The organism is Sphingomonas trueperi (assembly GCF_040545965.1).
In the GTDB taxonomy this organism is placed as follows: Bacteria; Pseudomonadota; Alphaproteobacteria; order Sphingomonadales; family Sphingomonadaceae; genus Sphingomonas; species Sphingomonas trueperi_C.
On the sequence record NZ_JBEPMV010000001.1, the window covers coordinates 121,816 to 136,972 of the forward strand.

Here is a 15,157-nt window from a genome sequence, read left to right on the forward strand (position 1 = left end):
CCAGGTCTGCACCGGAGTGATCTCTGTGGGTATCTGCGGAGCGCTTATCGACAGATGGAGCCTCCCAGCTCCCGCTAGCCCCTCCACCGCCAAAGCTCCCACCTCCGCCTAAAGCGCCGATGCTCGCGTCGTTCGGGATCGGCGGCCCTCGCCAACTGCCGCTAGACCCTCCACCACCTCCGCGCCCTCCACCACCAACGAATGCCCCTTCCCCAGACAAAGAAGGCGGATGAGGCGGAGGAGACGACAGTGGAGGAGAAGGAGGACGGAAATAATTGAGGTAGTACCGGTATCGCTTCTCTATCGCTTCTCGCCAATCCGGATCCCCCGGATGTTTGGCCAATTCGCTTGCTCTCCAAGCGTCCGCCTCTTCAAGCGACCTGATGGGCTCGAGCTTCGGATCGTCTCCATACGGCGGAACACGCTTCCGCTTCCGCTGCCGGGTGACGCCGGAGCCTCCCTCCGAGGTACTGCCAGTTCCTGCGAAGGTGAATCGACCATCGGAAGGATCATGCCAAGGGTTGAACTTGACTTCGATGGCATCGTCTTCATCAAGGCGCACATGTCGCCCCGTCCGCAACCAAATTGCAAAAGCTCGCCGTTGCTCCGTTGCTGTCTGCATGCGCATCCCCCCGTGTCTGCCGCCGGGAACATGTAGAACAAAACAGGAACTTTGTCAAGGTCGCGAAACGACCTCGTGGGATTACTCCTCCATTGCGGAGCAATCCGCCTCCCCCCTATCCCCGCACCAACCCCTCCATCCCCGCCGCCGCGGTCATCGCCGGGAACAGCGCCTTCGCCGTCCGCGTCGGGGCCAGCGCGAAGTGGCTGGAGACCGCGCTCGCGATCAGCACGTCGAGCGCCGTCGTCGGCTTGAGGTCGCGCCCCTCGTACAGCGCCACATCGCCCAGTCCCGGCCAGTCGGCCTGCACCCGGCCGCCCTGCACCGCGCCGCCGAGCAGCATCGCCACCGACCCGGTGCCGTGATCGGTGCCGCCGGTGCCGTTGGCCTTCACCGTCCGGCCGAACTCGGTCGCCACCACCACCAGCGTATTGTCCCAATGCGGCCCCAGCCCGGCTTTCAGCGCCGCGACCATCGCGTCGAGGCCCTTGAGCTGCCCGCTCAGCCGCCCGCGCTGGCCCGAATGCGTGTCCCAGCCGCCGGTCTCGATCATCGCGATCCGCGCACCGCCGCGGGCCGACAGCAGCTTGGCCGCCAGCGTGCCGGTGTCCGCGGCCTTCTTGCCGCCGTCGCTGCCGAGGTCGCCGGTGAGCATCCGCGTCGCCATCGCCTCCTGCCACAGCGGGTGGAGCTGCTTGTCGCCTTCGTACATCGCGGTCACCCGCGCGAGCAGGTCGTCCGAGGCCTCGGGCAGCGAGGAGGGCGCATAGCTGGCCACCTCCACGCTCCCGCGCAGCGCCATCGGCACCGCGGCGGCGAGCGCGATCGCCTTGTCGCCTTCGGGCAGCAGGCGGAGCAGCCGGTTCATCCAGCCGTCCTTGAGCTGATAGGCCGAGACGCCGCCGGTCTCGAGCACGTTTTGCCCATCGAAATGCGAGCGGTCACGGTACGGCGAGGCGACGGCGTGGACGAACAACGCCTGCTTCGACTGGTAGAGCGCGAGCGTGTTTGCCATCGCCGGGTGCAGCGCGAACATGCCGTCCAGCCTGGGCGCGCTGGCGAAATCGGCCGCTAGGTCGCCGCGCGCGCCGGCATAGGCCGGATCGCCGACGGGCGCGACGATGCCCAGCCCGTCGGCCGCGCCGCGCTGGATGAGGAAGACGAAGCGGCGCTCGGTCGGCGCGGCGGCGAAGGCCATCCGCGCGCCCAGCGGCGAGACCAGCAGCGCGGTCGCGCCGGCGGCGAGCAATTGACGACGGTGGAGCATCATGACGCTATCTCCGCAGGAACTCGGGTGCGACCAGCAGCAGTGCCACCCCCTGGCTGTTGCTTTCCGCCCGCGCGATCGATTGCGCGGTCGCGGGACTCAGTGCCTCGGGGAACATCGCGGCGGCGCGGGCGCGCGGGTCGATCTGGTCGCGCGTACGCTGCGCCATGCGCTCGGCGGCTTCCACCCGGCGCAGTACCGCATCGGGCCCGGCCCAGGCGCCGGCGACATCGTCCCACCCCGCCGGCGAGCCCGGCTTCCACACCGGCTGGCCGAGCTGATACATCAGCCCCGGCACCGCATTGGGCTGGAGCTGCTGGGTGCCGACCGCGCGCATCGCCGAGATCGACCATTCCCAGGGCGACTTGAATTTCACCGTCCCCGGCGCCCAGCATTCGGGCGAGGCGATGAGGGTGCGATAGAGGCTCGGCAGGTCGCCGCCGGTCTTGCGGAAATTCGCCTCCAGCCGCGCGACCAGCCTGGGCGGCGGATCGTCGCCGGCGAAATGGCGGGCGAGCTTGGTGGCGATATGGCGGGCGGTGGCGGGGTGCGTGGCGAGATGGTCGAGCACCGCCGCGGCCTGCGCCTCCCCCGCCTGCGGCCATTGCTGGCCGAGGATCGTACGGGTGCCGGGCTCGTGCATCGCATCGGCGAAGACGAAGTCGCCCGGACGGCCGCTGGCGCCGGTGAACTTCGCCACGGGGCCGCGGCCGAAGCCGGCGACCGTCCAGCCGGTCATCGCGCGGGCGAACTCGGTGACGTCGGCCTGACTGTAGCCGGTGCGCACGCCGAGCGTGTGCAGCTCCATGATCTCGCGCGCGAGATTCTCGTTGAGGCCGAGGTTGCGCCGCACGTTCGGCCGGTTGCCGGCGCGCACCGCCAGCGGGCTGTTCGGCCCCACCGACACCGCCTGGTCGAGGAACAGCAGCATCGCCGGGTGGCGCTCCACCGCGAACAGCATGTCGCGGAAGCTGCCCATCACGTGCGGGCGGATCGCCTCGAACTCGAACGCGCCGGCGAGGTTGGTCACCTCCATCTTGTCGCCCGAGACGGCGAAGTGATTGGCCCAGAAATGCACCAGCCGCTCGGCGAACGGTGCCGGCGACTGGATCGCGGCGAGCGCGCGGGCGGTGACGGCGCCGTTGTACACGTCGCGGCTTTGCTGGCCGAACTGCTTGCGCAGCGCCTCGGCGGGGTCGTCGCCGGTCTGGACGATCGGCGGCTGCGGCACGAGCGGCGCCATCGCAGCGGCAGGCTTGGTGGATATCGATAGCGCCGCTTCCGGCGGCGCGGTTTTCCGCAACCGCGAAATCTGCTCGCGATAGGCGGCGAATTGCGCGACCAGCGTGCCGCTCGCCGGCTGCCCCGCCATCGGCGGGGGTGCTGCCACATAGCGCTCCAGCTGCTGCGCCAGCCACGCGCGCGGCTCGGCGTCCAGGCTATCGTCCGGGCGCGCACCCAAACCGAAGCGATTCAACGCGATACTCATACCCGCCATCGGCTACACTCCGCTGACCGGTGCTCCGTCTACCGCGCGATTGTCGCAGGAGTTTGCCAGCGACCAACGGTTTGTCGCATCGGCGCGCCGTTCGTCCCGTGTCCGAACAGTTGCACGGACTGCAATCATGACCCCCGCGCTTTGCGGTTGTCGAATCTGCTGCAGCGCAACAAATTGTCTATCAAGAACATACGAAGGATGCCGATCTGGCTCTTTTGGACCCACGAAGGAGAAAGATCGTGACCCGTTTCACCATCGCACTCGCCGCTACCCTGTTCGCCGCCGCTCCCGCTTTCGCCGCCGACAATGCTGACGCGCGCAGCTTCACCCGTGATGGCGTGACCTACACCTACACCTCGACCACCAAGGGCGATGTGCAGGTCCTGGAAGGCGTCGCCAAGCCGGGCAACCAGAACTTCCGCCTCGTCGTGCGCAACGGCTGGGTCGACGGCAACGCCGCGGGCACCCGCGTCTCGTTCCGCGTCCCGAAGGTGACCAAGGTGCAGGTCGCGTCGCGCTAAGCGACGCCCCACCGGCTCCCGGAAAAATAAGAACCCCGCGGCCGCCTGGGCGACCGCGGGGTTTTCCGTTCTGGGGGGACGGAACTGAAAATTATTCGCTAGCGCCGACGGTGCTGCTGCCGGTCTCGCGGCGGGCCTCTTCGGCCGGGGACTTGCGGGTGGGCAGATACTGGTGCTTGCCGGCCTGGTGATGCGCCTGGGTGGCGGCGGGCTTGTGGTCCTTCATCCGCCAGGTGACGATCTGGCTCTTGCCCGCGGGCATCCAGACCCGCTCATGGGTTTCGTGCAGCGACTGGGCGGCCGCCGGCGCGGCGACCAGGGTCGCAGAGATCAGTGCGATGGTTGCGAGCTTCATGGTGGCGTTCCTTCATCGTGCGGTAGTTCTTGCATGAAGGAAATATACCTTCGCCGTTTCAACACGCTTGCGGCGCAGTAACAAAAGGTTGCTGCTGTAGCAGGATGGCGTTCAGCAACCTTTTCTTACAATCGAGCCAAGAAGCGGCAATGCTGCGGCGCGAAGATGCACTATCGGAGCGACAGGCTCGTCCTTGAGAACGGGTCGCCGCGCCGGCGCAGGCTGGAACTTTCACTCGCACCCGAGAGGAAAGTTTCCATGAAGATCCGTCTTGCCGCCGCAGCCCTGCTCGGCCTGTCCGCGCCCGCTTTTGCGCAGGAAACCGCCCCGCCCCCACCCGTCACCGTCTCCGGCAGCGTCGCGCTCGTCTCCGACTATCGCTTCCGCGGCGTCTCGCAGACCGACAAGGAAATGGCGATCCAGGGCGGCCTTACCGTCAGCCATGAAAGCGGCCTCTACGGCTCGCTCTGGGGCTCGAACCTCTCGGGCTGGGGGACGTTCGGCGGCGCTAATATGGAGCTGGACGTGGTCGGCGGCTACAAGCTGCCGATCGGCGGCGGCGCGGCGCTCGACGTGGGGCTCACCTGGTACATGTATCCGGGCGGCGCCTCCAAGACCGACTTCGCCGAGCCCTATGTCAAGCTGAGCGGCAGCATCGGCCCCGTCTCCGCGCTCGCCGGTGTCGCCTATGCCCCGCCGCAGCAGGCGCTCGGCAACTGGAGCAATACGCCCGAGAGCCGCGAGGGCGACAAGGAAGACAATCTCTACCTCTGGGGGGACGTCAGCACCGCGGTGCCGAGCACGCCGATCACGCTCAAGGCGCATCTCGGCTATTCGGACGGCAACAAGGGCCTCGGCCCCAACGGCACCAGCGTCGCGCCGACCGGCAGCTATGCCGACTGGCTTGTCGGTGCGGATCTGGCGCTGGGCAAGGTGGTGCTCGGCGTCGCCTATGTCGATACCAGCATCACCAAGCGCGACAGCGCATATCTGCTGCCCAATTTCTCGAGCTCCAAGGACGGCTCGACCATCGCGGGCAGCCAGGTGGTGTTTTCGGTGAGCGCAGCGTTCTGAGCGCGCGCCGGGGCTCTCGCGTGCGCAGAGAGCCCCGGCAAGGCTCCTACGCCCGCGCTTTACCGTGCGGCGTAGAGCCGATAGATCAACGGCATGCGCCGTTGCGGACCCACCCTCGTCCTGGCCCTAGCGCTTGCCGGATGCGGCAGTCCCGCCGCCGAGGTGCTTGCCAACGATGCCGCGCGCACATCGACGCGCGCGAGCAGCGGCGAGTCCGCCTACGCGGCGTGCCGCAACCGTGCTGCCGGCAATGCGGCGGCGCTGATTGCCTGCGCCGATGTCGCCATTGCGGCTGCCGGACAACCGGTCGACACACCCGAGGCCGCCACCGCCTTTCGCGCCGCACTCCGCCAATTGGGAGACGATGCGGCGCAGTCCGGCGGCGAGGCGGCGCGCGTGCTCTTCGCGCATCAAGCCGTGCACGTTGCACAGCGACGCGCGGAGCTACTATCCGGTGCCTTGCCACATACGACCACCGCCGCCGTGTCTCCAAAAGGCGACGCTACTTGGGCCAGAAGCCGCGCGATCAGCTGCCGTGCGCATCCCGTGCAGCAGTGCGCCGCGCGCTACGACGCACTGCTGCCGATGCTCCGACCTTCTCAGGCAAAGCATGCGACCACCTCCAGCGTCTCGCCCACGACAGGCCTGCCGCTGCCGAGCTGCGCGGCGCTCAAGGCCGAGGGCAAGGTGGGCAACGCGCTGGTCGACGCCTTCTACGCCCGCTATCCAAAGGCACTGGCCGGCAGCGACAGCGTGGAGACGGTGCCCCTCGATGCGGGGGCGCTCGACAATGTCGTGCGCTATGTCGTCTGCATCGCCGGGGCGACCGACTATGATCCCACCGTCGCCGAGAACGGACTGGCGCTGTTCGCCAGCAAGCGCCACGGTGCCATCGCCCGCCACGCGCTCGTAGCGCTGGCCCGAAGCTCGGATCCGGCAGCAGGTGCGGCCCGCCGCTTCGACGCGCAGATCAGCGGTTATCTGAAGAGCGCACGCTGATCGTCCGCTGAAGGTTTAGAACCCCTCGGGCAGGTCGATCGTGCCACACACCTCGCGATAACGGGCAATAGCGTAGCGGTCGGTCATCCCCGCGATGAAGTCGCCGATATGACGGCTGCGCCACGGCTCTTCCGCGGGCAGCGCGTCGCGCCATTCCACCGGCATCAGCGCCGGGTCCGCGGCATAGCCCGCGAACAGCCCGGACACGACTTGCCGTGCCGATGCCGCCGCCGCCAGCTGGCTCGGATGGTGGTAGAGGTTCGCATACATGAACCGCTTCAGCCCGCGCTCGGCATCGCGCATCGCGGGCGAGAAGCCCGCCAGGCAGCGCCCGGCCTTCCGCACATCGTCGACCGTCTCCACGCCCGAATCCGCGATCCGCGCCTTGGTTTCGCCGATGAAGTCGTTGACCATCAGCCCGATCTGCGAGCGGATCAGCTCGCCGGTCAGCCGCTTGGAGGATACGCCCGGGAACCGCGCCTGCACATCGGCCCAGGCCGCGGCGATCATCGGCACGGCCATAATCTGGTCGAGCGTCAGCAGCCCGGCACGCAGCCCGTCGTCGATGTCGTGATTGTCATAGGCGATGTCGTCGGCGATCGCCGCCACCTGCGCCTCGAGCGAGGGCCAGCTGTCCAGCTCGAGCGGGAATTCGGCATCCGCCGCCGCCAGCGCCCATTGCGGCTCGTGGATGGGACCATTGTGCTTGGCGAGGCCCTCCAACGTGTCCCAGGTCAGGTTCAGCCCGTTCCACGAAGGATAGGGGCTGTCGAGCAGGGTCAGCGTGCGGAGCGTATGGCCGTTATGGTCGAACCCGCCTTTCCCCGCCAGCGCCGCCTCCAGCGCATCCTCGCCGGCATGGCCGAAGGGCGGGTGGCCGATATCGTGCGCCAGGCACAGGGCCTCGGTGAGATCCTCGTTCAGCCCCAGCGCTCGGGCGATGGCGCGGCCGATCTGCGCCACCTCCAGGCTGTGGGTCAGCCGCACGCGGAAATGGTCGCCATCGGGGGCGAGGAACACCTGCGTCTTGTGGCGCAGCCGGCGGAAGCTGATCGAATGGATGATCCGGTCGCGGTCGCGCTGGAAGGCGTCGCGCGGGCCGCGCGCGCCGCCCCCAGCTTCGGGGTGCAGGCGGCCGCGCGTCCGGTCGGGCGTACAGGCCCAGGAGGAAAGCTGTTTCACCCGCGCGCCCTAGCCCAGCCGGACGGCCTTGCGAAGGGTCAAGGCGCGATCTTGGTGACCTTCTGCCCGGCCTCGCTGATGACGACGAACGCCGAGACGCCCTCCCCCGCCAGCTTGTTGACGAAGGCCTGCGCCTCGCCGCTGGTCTTGAACGGGCCGGTGACGATGCGGTTGGTCGCCTTGAACGGCATCCACCAGCCGCCGCGCGCCTTGAGCAGCTTGGGCGACTTGGCCGCGACGCCCTTCCAGGCGCGGTCGACGGTGGATTCGTTGGCGCCGCTCGCCACCTGCACCCAGACGCGCTCGGGATCGGCCTTTTTCGGATCCGGCTTTTTGGGCTCGGGCTTCTTGCCCTTGCCCGGCTTGGCGTCCTCGTCGTCCGCGGGCTTGGCGCCCTTCTTGGTGCCGGGCTTGGTGGGCTTGGCGTCGGCCTCCTCTTCGCCACGCGCACCCTTCTTGGCGCCCGGCTTGACCGGCTTGGCGTCCGCCTCGTCCTCTGCCTTGGCACCCTTCCGAGCGCCGGGCTTGGCGGGCTTGGCCTCTTCCTCGTCCGCGACGACCGGCCGCTTGGGCTCGGGCTTGGGCCGGACGGTGACGGTCGGCTTGGCGGCGACGACCGGCTTCGGCGCGACGGTGGTCGCGCGGGCCGCGGATGTGCGCTCGCTGGCGGGCACGTCGATATTCGCGATGATCGAGGCGAGCGGCGAATTCGCGGGCGCGACGTAGCGGACCTCGGGCTGCCGCGCCGGGGTCGGCTGAACGATCGGCCGGGGTGCGGGGCTCGGCTGTGGCACCGGCGTGGGTTGCCAGGTCGGTTGGGGCGTGGGCGTCGGTTGCGGCGCTGCCGGCTGGAGCGCGGGCTGGCTTGGCACGGCACGGGCGACGGGCGCCACGTCGGCCTTGGCGACCTGCACCGGGGCGGTCTTCGGCGTCGAAGCACCGCGACGCCCGCGCGTATCCGTGCGCACCGGTGCGGTGGCAGGCGCCACCGGCGCAGTCTGCGTGATCTGCACGGGCGCGGGGCCGGTATAGGCCGGCAGCGACGGCGCCATCCGCGCATCGGCAAGCCGCGCGGGCGTCGGGGTCAGCTCGCCGAAATGCACCGCAAAGGCACGGTCGGCAGGACCCAGCGTCGCGATGCGTCGGAAGAAGGGCAGCAGGTTCTTCCCCGCCGCGCCGGGCAGCACCGTGCCCGCGATCTTCTCGGCGCCCGCGACATCGCCGTTCATCGCCAGGATGAACGCGCGGTCGCGCCATGCCGCACGGTCCTGCGCGCGGAGCAGCGCGTCGAGCTCGCGCTCCGCCCCTGCACGGTCGCCGCTGATACCCAGCGACAGCGCATAGTGCCGCACCACGTCGTTCTCGCGCCTCGTCGCCAGCGCCAGCTTGTAATCACGCTGGGCGAGCAGCGGCTGGCCGAGCAGATCATAGGCGAAGCCGCGATCGGCGGCGAACTCGCGCGGATCGACGCCGCGCGATTCCGCCTGCTGGAACAGCTTCAGCGCCTCGCCCGGGCGCCCCTGCCGCACCAGCACCGCGGCGCGGTTGCTGGCAATGCGCGGATTGGTCGCCTCGATGTCTTCCGCCCGCTGGAGCAGCGCCAACGCGCCCGACAGATCGCCCAGCCGCGTGCTCAGCCGCGCCGCCGCGACCAGCGCCTCGATGTCGCGCGGGTTCTCGGCGAGCACGCGCATCTGCGTGGCGAGCGCATCGGCATCGGGATTGTGCGCCTGCACCACTTCGTTCTGCGCGAGCGCCGGATGTGCGCCGAGGAGCAGCGCCGACGCGAAGGCGCCGATGCCGAGATGTTTCTTGCTGATCATGTCGGGCTAACCGCTAGAGCCGCGGCGCTGAACCGCCGCTGACGGGGCAAGGGGTGGCCCGGCGAACCGTGCCACCCCTGCGCCTTACTGGTTGTTCTGGCTGCGCAGGAACCGCGGGATGTCGAGCGGATCCTTGTCCTCTTCCTCGGCGGCCTTGGTGCCACGCGAGGCCGAGGCCATGCGCTCGAACAGCGTGCCGCCGGTCTTGGGACGCGGGCGGGCATCGGCATCGTCGTCGCCGCCGGTCAGCCAGCGACGGCGGCCGGCCGGCGCCTCGGGGGCCGGTGCGGGCGCAGCGGCCGGTGCGGGCGTCGGCGCCGGGACCATCGTGTCGGCGCCGAGCAGCAGCTCGTCCGAGGCCGGGGCCGGCGGGGTCGGCTCGGGCGCCGGCGCAGGCGCGGCAGCGACCGGCTCGGGGGCCGGCGCGACGGGCGCAGGTGCCGGTGCTTCCTCGGCGACCGGCACGGGTGCGGGCTCGGGCGCGGCGGGTGCCGGCGCAGGTGCCGCTACCGGCTCCGGCGCAGCGGCCGCGGTGGTGCGGCGCGGCGTGGAGAAGGAGAAGACGCGCGGCTGCTCGGCCGGCGCGGCCGGGCGGTTCTCGACATTCGCGTCGATACCGGTGGCGACCACCGACACGCGGATGCGGCCTTCGAGCTCGGAATTGAACGCCGAACCCCAGATGATGTTCGCATCCGGGTCGACCAGCTCGCGGATATGGTTCGCGGCTTCGTCCACCTCGAGCAGGCGCATGTCCTCGCCGCCGGTGATCGAGACGATCACGCCCTTGGCGCCGTTCATGCTCACACCGTCGAGCAGCGGGTTGGCGATCGCCTTCTGGGCAGCGATCAGCGCGCGGTCGTCGCCGTCCGCCTCACCGGTGCCCATCATCGCCTTGCCCATCTCCTGCATCACCGAACGGACGTCGGCGAAGTCGAGGTTGATCAGGCCGGGCATCACCATCAGGTCGGTGATGCCGCGCACGCCCTGCTGCAGCACCTCGTCGGCCATCTCGAACGCTTCCTTGAAGGTCGTGTTCGCATTGGCGATCAGGAAGAGGTTCTGGTTCGGGATGACGATCAGCGTATCGACATACTTCTGGAGCTCTTCGATGCCCGCCTCGGCCGACTGCGCGCGGCGCTTGCCCTCGAAGGCGAACGGCTTCGTCACCACGCCGACGGTCAGGATGCCCATCTCGCGCGCCGCCTTGGCGATGACCGGAGCGGCACCGGTGCCGGTGCCGCCGCCCATGCCGGCGGCGATGAAGCACATGTGCGCGCCTTCGAGCGACTGCTGGACCTGCTCGATCGTCTCTTCCGCCGCCGCACGGCCGATCTCGGGCCGCGAGCCCGCGCCCAGGCCCTGGGTGATCTTCGCACCCAGCTGGATGCGCTGCGGGGCGACCGACTGCTTCAGCGCCTGCGCATCGGTATTGGCGACCAGGAACTCGACGCCCTGCACCTCGGCGCGGATCATGTTGGCGATGGCATTGCCGCCAGCGCCGCCTACCCCGATCACCGCAATCTTCGGCGTCAGTTCGTCCACGTCGGGCGGAAGGAAATCGATACTCATTCTATGGTCTCCCGTGGCAGCGCACGCGCACGCTGCACAGCCTGATATTCTCTGATGCACGAAGCGAAGCGACGACTCCAGCCATCCCTAGCACCCCGACACCCGCTTTTCTTCAATAATTCGCCCGGAACGCCGCGATCAACCGCTGGAAAAGCGCGCCCGGGCTCGCCCGCGTCACCAGCTGGTGCCGGCTGGGCTCCAGGGTGCGAAGGTCGATCGGATCGGCCGCGGCGAACTGGGTGAGCCCGGCCAGCGTCGAGAAGGCCGGACCGGCATGCGCATTGGGCATGGCGAGCAGCCCCCGCGGCCGCCCGACGCGGACCGCATTGCCCAGCGCCTGCTGGGCATAGTCGGCGATTCCCGCGAGCTCGGCACCGCCGCCGGTCAGCACGATCTGGCGGCCCACCGGCTCCTGGAAGTTGAGCTTCTTCAGCTCCTTCTGGATCTCGGCGACGATCCGCTCCAGCCGCTGGCGAATGACCGTGTTGAGGGCCGCCTTGGTGATGCGCGGCCCTTCGATGCCCTCGTCCGCGGTCGCGGGTGCGACGTCGATCGTCTCGCGATTGTCGCGCGGGGAAAGATTGGCCGAGCCGTGGAAGCATTTGGTCCGCTCCGCCCAGGCACGCGCGGTGCCGAAGGCGGCGGCGATGTCGTCGGTGATGTCGGCCGATCCCATCGGGATCGAGGCCAGCCCGGCCAGCACGCCCTGCGCGAATACGGAGACGTTGGTCACGCCCGCACCTATCTCGACCAGGGCGACGCCCAGTTCGCGCTCTTCCTCGGTCAGGCAGGCAAGGCCCGTCGCGACCGGCGCCGCGATGATCGAGCGGACCTCCAGATGCGCCGAGCGGACGCACAGGTCGAGATTGCGCACCGGCGAGCCATCGGTGGTGACGACATGCACGTCGACGCCCAGACGATCGGCATGCAGCCCCAGCGGCCGCTTGACGCCGCCCAGCCCGTCCACCGTGTAGCGCGTCGGCTGCGCGTGGAGCACCATCCGCCCCTGCGGATCGATCGCGCCGCGCCCGGCCTTGAGCAGATCGTCGATATCGGCCTGCTCGACCCGGTGGCCGCCCAGATCCGCCTCGACCTTGACGACGCTGGAGACCAGCCCGCCCGCCGAGAAGCTGACCCACACATCCTCGATGTTGAACCCGGCGATGCGCTCGGCCTGCTCCACCGCCTCGCGTATCGCGATCTCGGTGGCGTGCATGTCGGCGACATAGCCGCGCTTCACGCCCCGGCTCTCGCGCTGGCCGGTGCCGAGCACGATCAAATTGCCCTCGTCGGTCCGCTGCGCGATCAGCGCGGAGACCTTCGACGATCCCACGTCCAGCGCGGTGATCAACCCTTCGGGTGCTACTTTCGCCATTAGCCTTCCCCCGTGCCGGTGCCCGCCGGCGGCGGCGTTGTATTCGTTGGAGCGCTCGGTGCAGCCGTCGGCGCGGTGGAGACCGGCGGCGGCGGCTCGATCACGCCCTGCCGACGCACAACCAACTTGTTTGCGTCGCGCATGTCAAATCCGACATAGCCGCGGCCCAGCAGCCGCTGCGTTCCGTCGATCGCGACGAACTTCTTCAGCGCGGCGATCGCCTCGTCCTCGCCCTCGGGCAGCTGCAGCTTTTCACCCGAGGTGAAGAACAGATCCCAGCGCCGATTGCCGACCCAGCTGGTGGCTTTCACCAGCGGCTTGAGGCCCGGCTGCGTCTCCAGCAGATGCTTACGCGCGGCTTCCTGGGTGTTGGCGCCCTCGCCGATCAGCAGCGGCAGATCGGGCATCGCCTCCGGCGAGACCGGCTCCAGCGGCACACCCGAGGGATCGATCAGCATCAGCTGGCCGTGGTTCTGCCAGACCGCGGCGGGGGTCCGCTCCTCGATCGCGATGTGCAGCGTCGACGGCAGCCGCCGCGAAACGCGCGCATCCTTCACCCAGGGGAACTTCAGCAGCCGCTGGCGCACGTCTTCCAGATTGACCAGCGGCATCGCGCGCGAGTCCTGGTCGAGCACCTGCTCATAGACCGTCGCGCGGTCCATCCGCTTGAGCCCATCGATCTGGATCTCGTCGACCTTGAGGCCGGCATCGCCCACCGCCTGCGCGAAACCGACGCCGATCATCTGCGGCACGCCCGCGAGGATGCCGACGGTCAGCACCACCGCGGCGACTGCGCCGACGATGCTCCAGGTGGTGACCTTGTGCAGCGTCTCCGGGCTCATCGGCAGGCCCGCAATCGCCTGGTCGAGCACGCCCGCCCGCTGCGGCCGGCGCGCGGTGCCGCGCGGCTTCGGCTTCTCGCCGCGCCTTGTGGTCGCGCGCTGCGCTTGGGCGGGCCTGCGGCTCACAATGCCTCCTCGACGATCCGTTGCACGAGACTAGCATAGTCGATGCCGAGATGGCGCGCCTGTTCGGGCACCAGGCTGAGCGGGGTCATGCCCGGCTGGGTGTTGACCTCGAGCAGGAACAGCCCGTCGACGCCTTCCGTATCGTCCCAGCGGAAATCGGCGCGCGAGGCGCCCTTGCAGCCGAGCAGCCGATGCGCATCGAGCGCGATCCGCTTGCACGCCTCGGAGACATCGTCGGGGATCTGCGCCGGGAAGACATGCTCGGTGAGGCCATCCGTATACTTGGCGTCGTAATCGTAGAAGCCGTTCTTGGGCTTGAGCTCGGTCACGCCCAGCGCCTGGTCGCCCAGCACCGCGGTGGTCAGCTCGCGCCCGCGGATGAACGGCTCGGCCAGCAGTTCGTCGAACTCCTGCCAGGGCCCGCGCGCATCGGGGTGGATCGGGTTGCCGACATTGCTCTCGGTGGTGACGATCGCCACGCCCACCGACGAGCCCTCGTTGACCGGCTTCAGCACGTAAGGGCGCGGCAGCGGATCCTGCCGGTACAGCTCCTCGCGCGACACCATGCGACCGCCCGGCATCGGGATGCCCTGCGGCACCAGCGCCTGCTTGGTCAGCTGCTTGTCGATCGCGATGACCGAGGTGACCATACCCGAGTGAGTATAGCGGATGCCCATCAGATCGAGCATGCCCTGCACGCTGCCATCCTCGCCCGGCGTACCGTGGAGCGCGTTGAACACCACGTCCGGCTTCGCCTCGGCGAGCTTGGTGGCGACGTTCCGGTCCATGTCGATCCGGGTGACGCGGTGGCCCAGGCTCTCCAGCGCATCGGCGACGCCGTTACCCGACATCAGCGACACTTCCCGCTCAGCCGACCAGCCGCCCATCAATACGGCGATGTGAAGAGTTTCCGTCATTTACCCGCAACACCCACGCGCTGAATTTCCCATTCCAGTTCCACGCCCGACTGCGCCTTCACGCGTGCGCGGACGTCCTCGCCCAGCGCCTCGATATCGGCGCTGGTCGCTTCCCCCAGGTTGAGGAGGAAGTTGCAATGCTTCTCGCTGACCTGCGCGTCGCCGCGGCGCAGGCCCCGGCAGCCGGCCGCATCGACCAGCGCCCAAGCCTTGTGCCCCTCGGGATTCTTGAAGGTCGAACCGCCGGTCTTCGAGCGCAGCGGCTGCGATTCCTCGCGCGCGGCGGCGATGCGGTCCATCTCGGCCTGAATGTCCTCCGAAGGCTTGGGGAAGCCGCGGAAGGTGGCGCTGACCACGATCGCGCCCTCGGGCAGGCTGCTGTGGCGATAGGTGTAGCCGAGATCGGCATTGCTTAGCACGCGACGCTCGCCCGAGCGGAGCACGACCTCGCATTCCACAAGGATGTCGCAGGTCTCGCGGCCATAGGCGCCGCCGTTCATCCGCACGAAGCCGCCGACCGTGCCGGGGATCGAGCGCAGAAACTCGATGCCGCCAATCCCCCAATCGCGCGCCTTGGAGGAAACGAGGATGCCCGATGCCCCGCCGCCGCAGCGCAGGGTGGTCTCGTCGATCTGCTCGACCGCGGCGAAGACCTTGCCGAGGCGGATCACCACGCCGGGCACGCCGCCGTCGCGGACGATCATGTTCGAGCCGAGGCCGAGGCCCATCACCGGGGTCGCGGGATCGAGCGCGGCGAGGAAGCTCGCAAGATCGTGGGCATCGGCCGGCTCGAACAGCCATTCCGCCGCGCCGCCGCTCTTGAACCATACGAGCGGCGCGAGCGGGGCGTTCGGCGTGAGTTTGCCGCGAACGGGGGGCATGTCCGACATCAAAGCCCCTCCCCTTCAGGGGAGGGGTTGGGGGTGGGGCATGACGGAGAAGCGAGTCCTCCGCATGTGGCGGAGTCCCCCACCCCAACCCCTCCCC

At 69.1% G+C, this 15,157-nt stretch carries 13 protein-coding genes; 3 read left to right on the forward strand and 10 right to left on the reverse strand.

Translation table 11 applies throughout. The features are described 5' to 3' along the window. Nucleotides 1-737: 737 nt before the first annotated feature. Nucleotides 738-1,892, reverse strand: a complete 1,155-nt coding sequence (locus tag ABIC35_RS00710) for a DUF1501 domain-containing protein (protein ID WP_183049429.1) — start codon at nt 1,890-1,892, stop codon at nt 738-740. A gap of 4 nt (nt 1,893-1,896) precedes the next feature. After that, nucleotides 1,897-3,387, reverse strand: coding sequence for a DUF1800 domain-containing protein (locus tag ABIC35_RS00715; protein WP_121078273.1), 1,491 nt, complete (start codon nt 3,385-3,387; stop codon nt 1,897-1,899). Nucleotides 3,388-3,626: 239 nt separating this feature from the next. On the opposite strand from ABIC35_RS00715, the gene ABIC35_RS00720 reads away from it, so the two are divergent. Then, nucleotides 3,627-3,908 (forward strand): hypothetical protein, encoded by a 282-nt coding sequence (locus tag ABIC35_RS00720; RefSeq protein WP_093297561.1) that lies wholly within the window; start codon nt 3,627-3,629, stop codon nt 3,906-3,908. Between the two features lie 91 nt (nt 3,909-3,999). Here the strand turns inward: ABIC35_RS00720 and ABIC35_RS00725 are convergent, their stop codons facing one another. Next, a complete protein-coding gene (locus ABIC35_RS00725; RefSeq protein WP_121078275.1) occupies nt 4,000-4,263 on the reverse strand; it encodes a hypothetical protein in 264 nt (87 codons plus the stop codon). 258 nt (nt 4,264-4,521) lie between these two features. Between ABIC35_RS00725 and ABIC35_RS00730 the strand changes: the two genes are divergently transcribed. Then, entirely contained in the window at nt 4,522-5,337 is an 816-nt protein-coding gene (locus ABIC35_RS00730; RefSeq protein WP_121078277.1) for a TorF family putative porin, read from the forward strand. A gap of 93 nt (nt 5,338-5,430) precedes the next feature. Beyond that, a complete protein-coding gene (locus ABIC35_RS00735; RefSeq protein WP_147425898.1) occupies nt 5,431-6,336 on the forward strand; it encodes a hypothetical protein in 906 nt (301 codons plus the stop codon). A gap of 15 nt (nt 6,337-6,351) precedes the next feature. Here the strand turns inward: ABIC35_RS00735 and ABIC35_RS00740 are convergent, their stop codons facing one another. From ABIC35_RS00740 to murB, 7 genes are all read right to left on the reverse strand, one after another. Continuing rightward, the gene (locus ABIC35_RS00740) at nt 6,352-7,518 is read right to left on the reverse strand and encodes a deoxyguanosinetriphosphate triphosphohydrolase (RefSeq protein ID WP_121078281.1); all 1,167 of its coding nucleotides are present in this window, start codon (nt 7,516-7,518) and stop codon (nt 6,352-6,354) included. 38 nt (nt 7,519-7,556) lie between these two features. Then, nucleotides 7,557-9,341, reverse strand: coding sequence for an SPOR domain-containing protein (locus tag ABIC35_RS00745; protein WP_121078283.1), 1,785 nt, complete (start codon nt 9,339-9,341; stop codon nt 7,557-7,559). An 84-nt stretch (nt 9,342-9,425) separates the two neighbouring features. Continuing rightward, entirely contained in the window at nt 9,426-10,910 is a 1,485-nt protein-coding gene (gene ftsZ, locus ABIC35_RS00750) for a cell division protein FtsZ (RefSeq protein ID WP_121078285.1), read from the reverse strand. A gap of 112 nt (nt 10,911-11,022) precedes the next feature. Next, nucleotides 11,023-12,285: a cell division protein FtsA gene (ftsA, locus tag ABIC35_RS00755; RefSeq protein ID WP_064313874.1), complete on the reverse strand. Its 1,263-nt coding sequence runs from the start codon at nt 12,283-12,285 to the stop codon at nt 11,023-11,025. Further along, nucleotides 12,285-13,253, reverse strand: a complete 969-nt coding sequence (locus ABIC35_RS00760) for a cell division protein FtsQ/DivIB (protein ID WP_121078287.1) — start codon at nt 13,251-13,253, stop codon at nt 12,285-12,287. The genes ftsA and ABIC35_RS00760 overlap by 1 nt, the downstream gene beginning before the upstream one ends. Continuing rightward, the gene (locus ABIC35_RS00765) at nt 13,250-14,170 is read right to left on the reverse strand and encodes a D-alanine--D-alanine ligase (RefSeq protein ID WP_121078289.1); all 921 of its coding nucleotides are present in this window, start codon (nt 14,168-14,170) and stop codon (nt 13,250-13,252) included. Before ABIC35_RS00765 ends, ABIC35_RS00760 begins: the two co-directional genes overlap by 4 nt. Continuing rightward, complete coding sequence (gene murB / locus ABIC35_RS00770) at nt 14,167-15,060, reverse strand: UDP-N-acetylmuramate dehydrogenase (RefSeq protein ID WP_183049430.1); 894 nt, start codon at nt 15,058-15,060, stop codon at nt 14,167-14,169. The genes ABIC35_RS00765 and murB overlap by 4 nt, the downstream gene beginning before the upstream one ends. Nucleotides 15,061-15,157: the final 97 nt, after the last annotated feature.

Coding starts and splice junctions, on each gene's coding strand:
- ABIC35_RS00730 (WP_121078277.1), top strand. CDS start 4,522: ATGAAGATCCGTCTTGCCGCCGCAGCCCTGCTCGGCCTGTCCGCGCCC.
- ABIC35_RS00710 (WP_183049429.1), bottom strand. CDS start 1,892: ATGATGCTCCACCGTCGTCAATTGCTCGCCGCCGGCGCGACCGCGCTG.
- ABIC35_RS00735 (WP_147425898.1), top strand. CDS start 5,431: ATGCGCCGTTGCGGACCCACCCTCGTCCTGGCCCTAGCGCTTGCCGGA.
- ftsA (WP_064313874.1), bottom strand. CDS start 12,285: ATGGCGAAAGTAGCACCCGAAGGGTTGATCACCGCGCTGGACGTGGGA.
- ABIC35_RS00715 (WP_121078273.1), bottom strand. CDS start 3,387: ATGGCGGGTATGAGTATCGCGTTGAATCGCTTCGGTTTGGGTGCGCGC.
- ABIC35_RS00765 (WP_121078289.1), bottom strand. CDS start 14,170: ATGACGGAAACTCTTCACATCGCCGTATTGATGGGCGGCTGGTCGGCT.
- ABIC35_RS00725 (WP_121078275.1), bottom strand. CDS start 4,263: ATGAAGCTCGCAACCATCGCACTGATCTCTGCGACCCTGGTCGCCGCG.
- murB (WP_183049430.1), bottom strand. CDS start 15,060: ATGTCGGACATGCCCCCCGTTCGCGGCAAACTCACGCCGAACGCCCCG.
- ftsZ (WP_121078285.1), bottom strand. CDS start 10,910: ATGAGTATCGATTTCCTTCCGCCCGACGTGGACGAACTGACGCCGAAG.
- ABIC35_RS00745 (WP_121078283.1), bottom strand. CDS start 9,341: ATGATCAGCAAGAAACATCTCGGCATCGGCGCCTTCGCGTCGGCGCTG.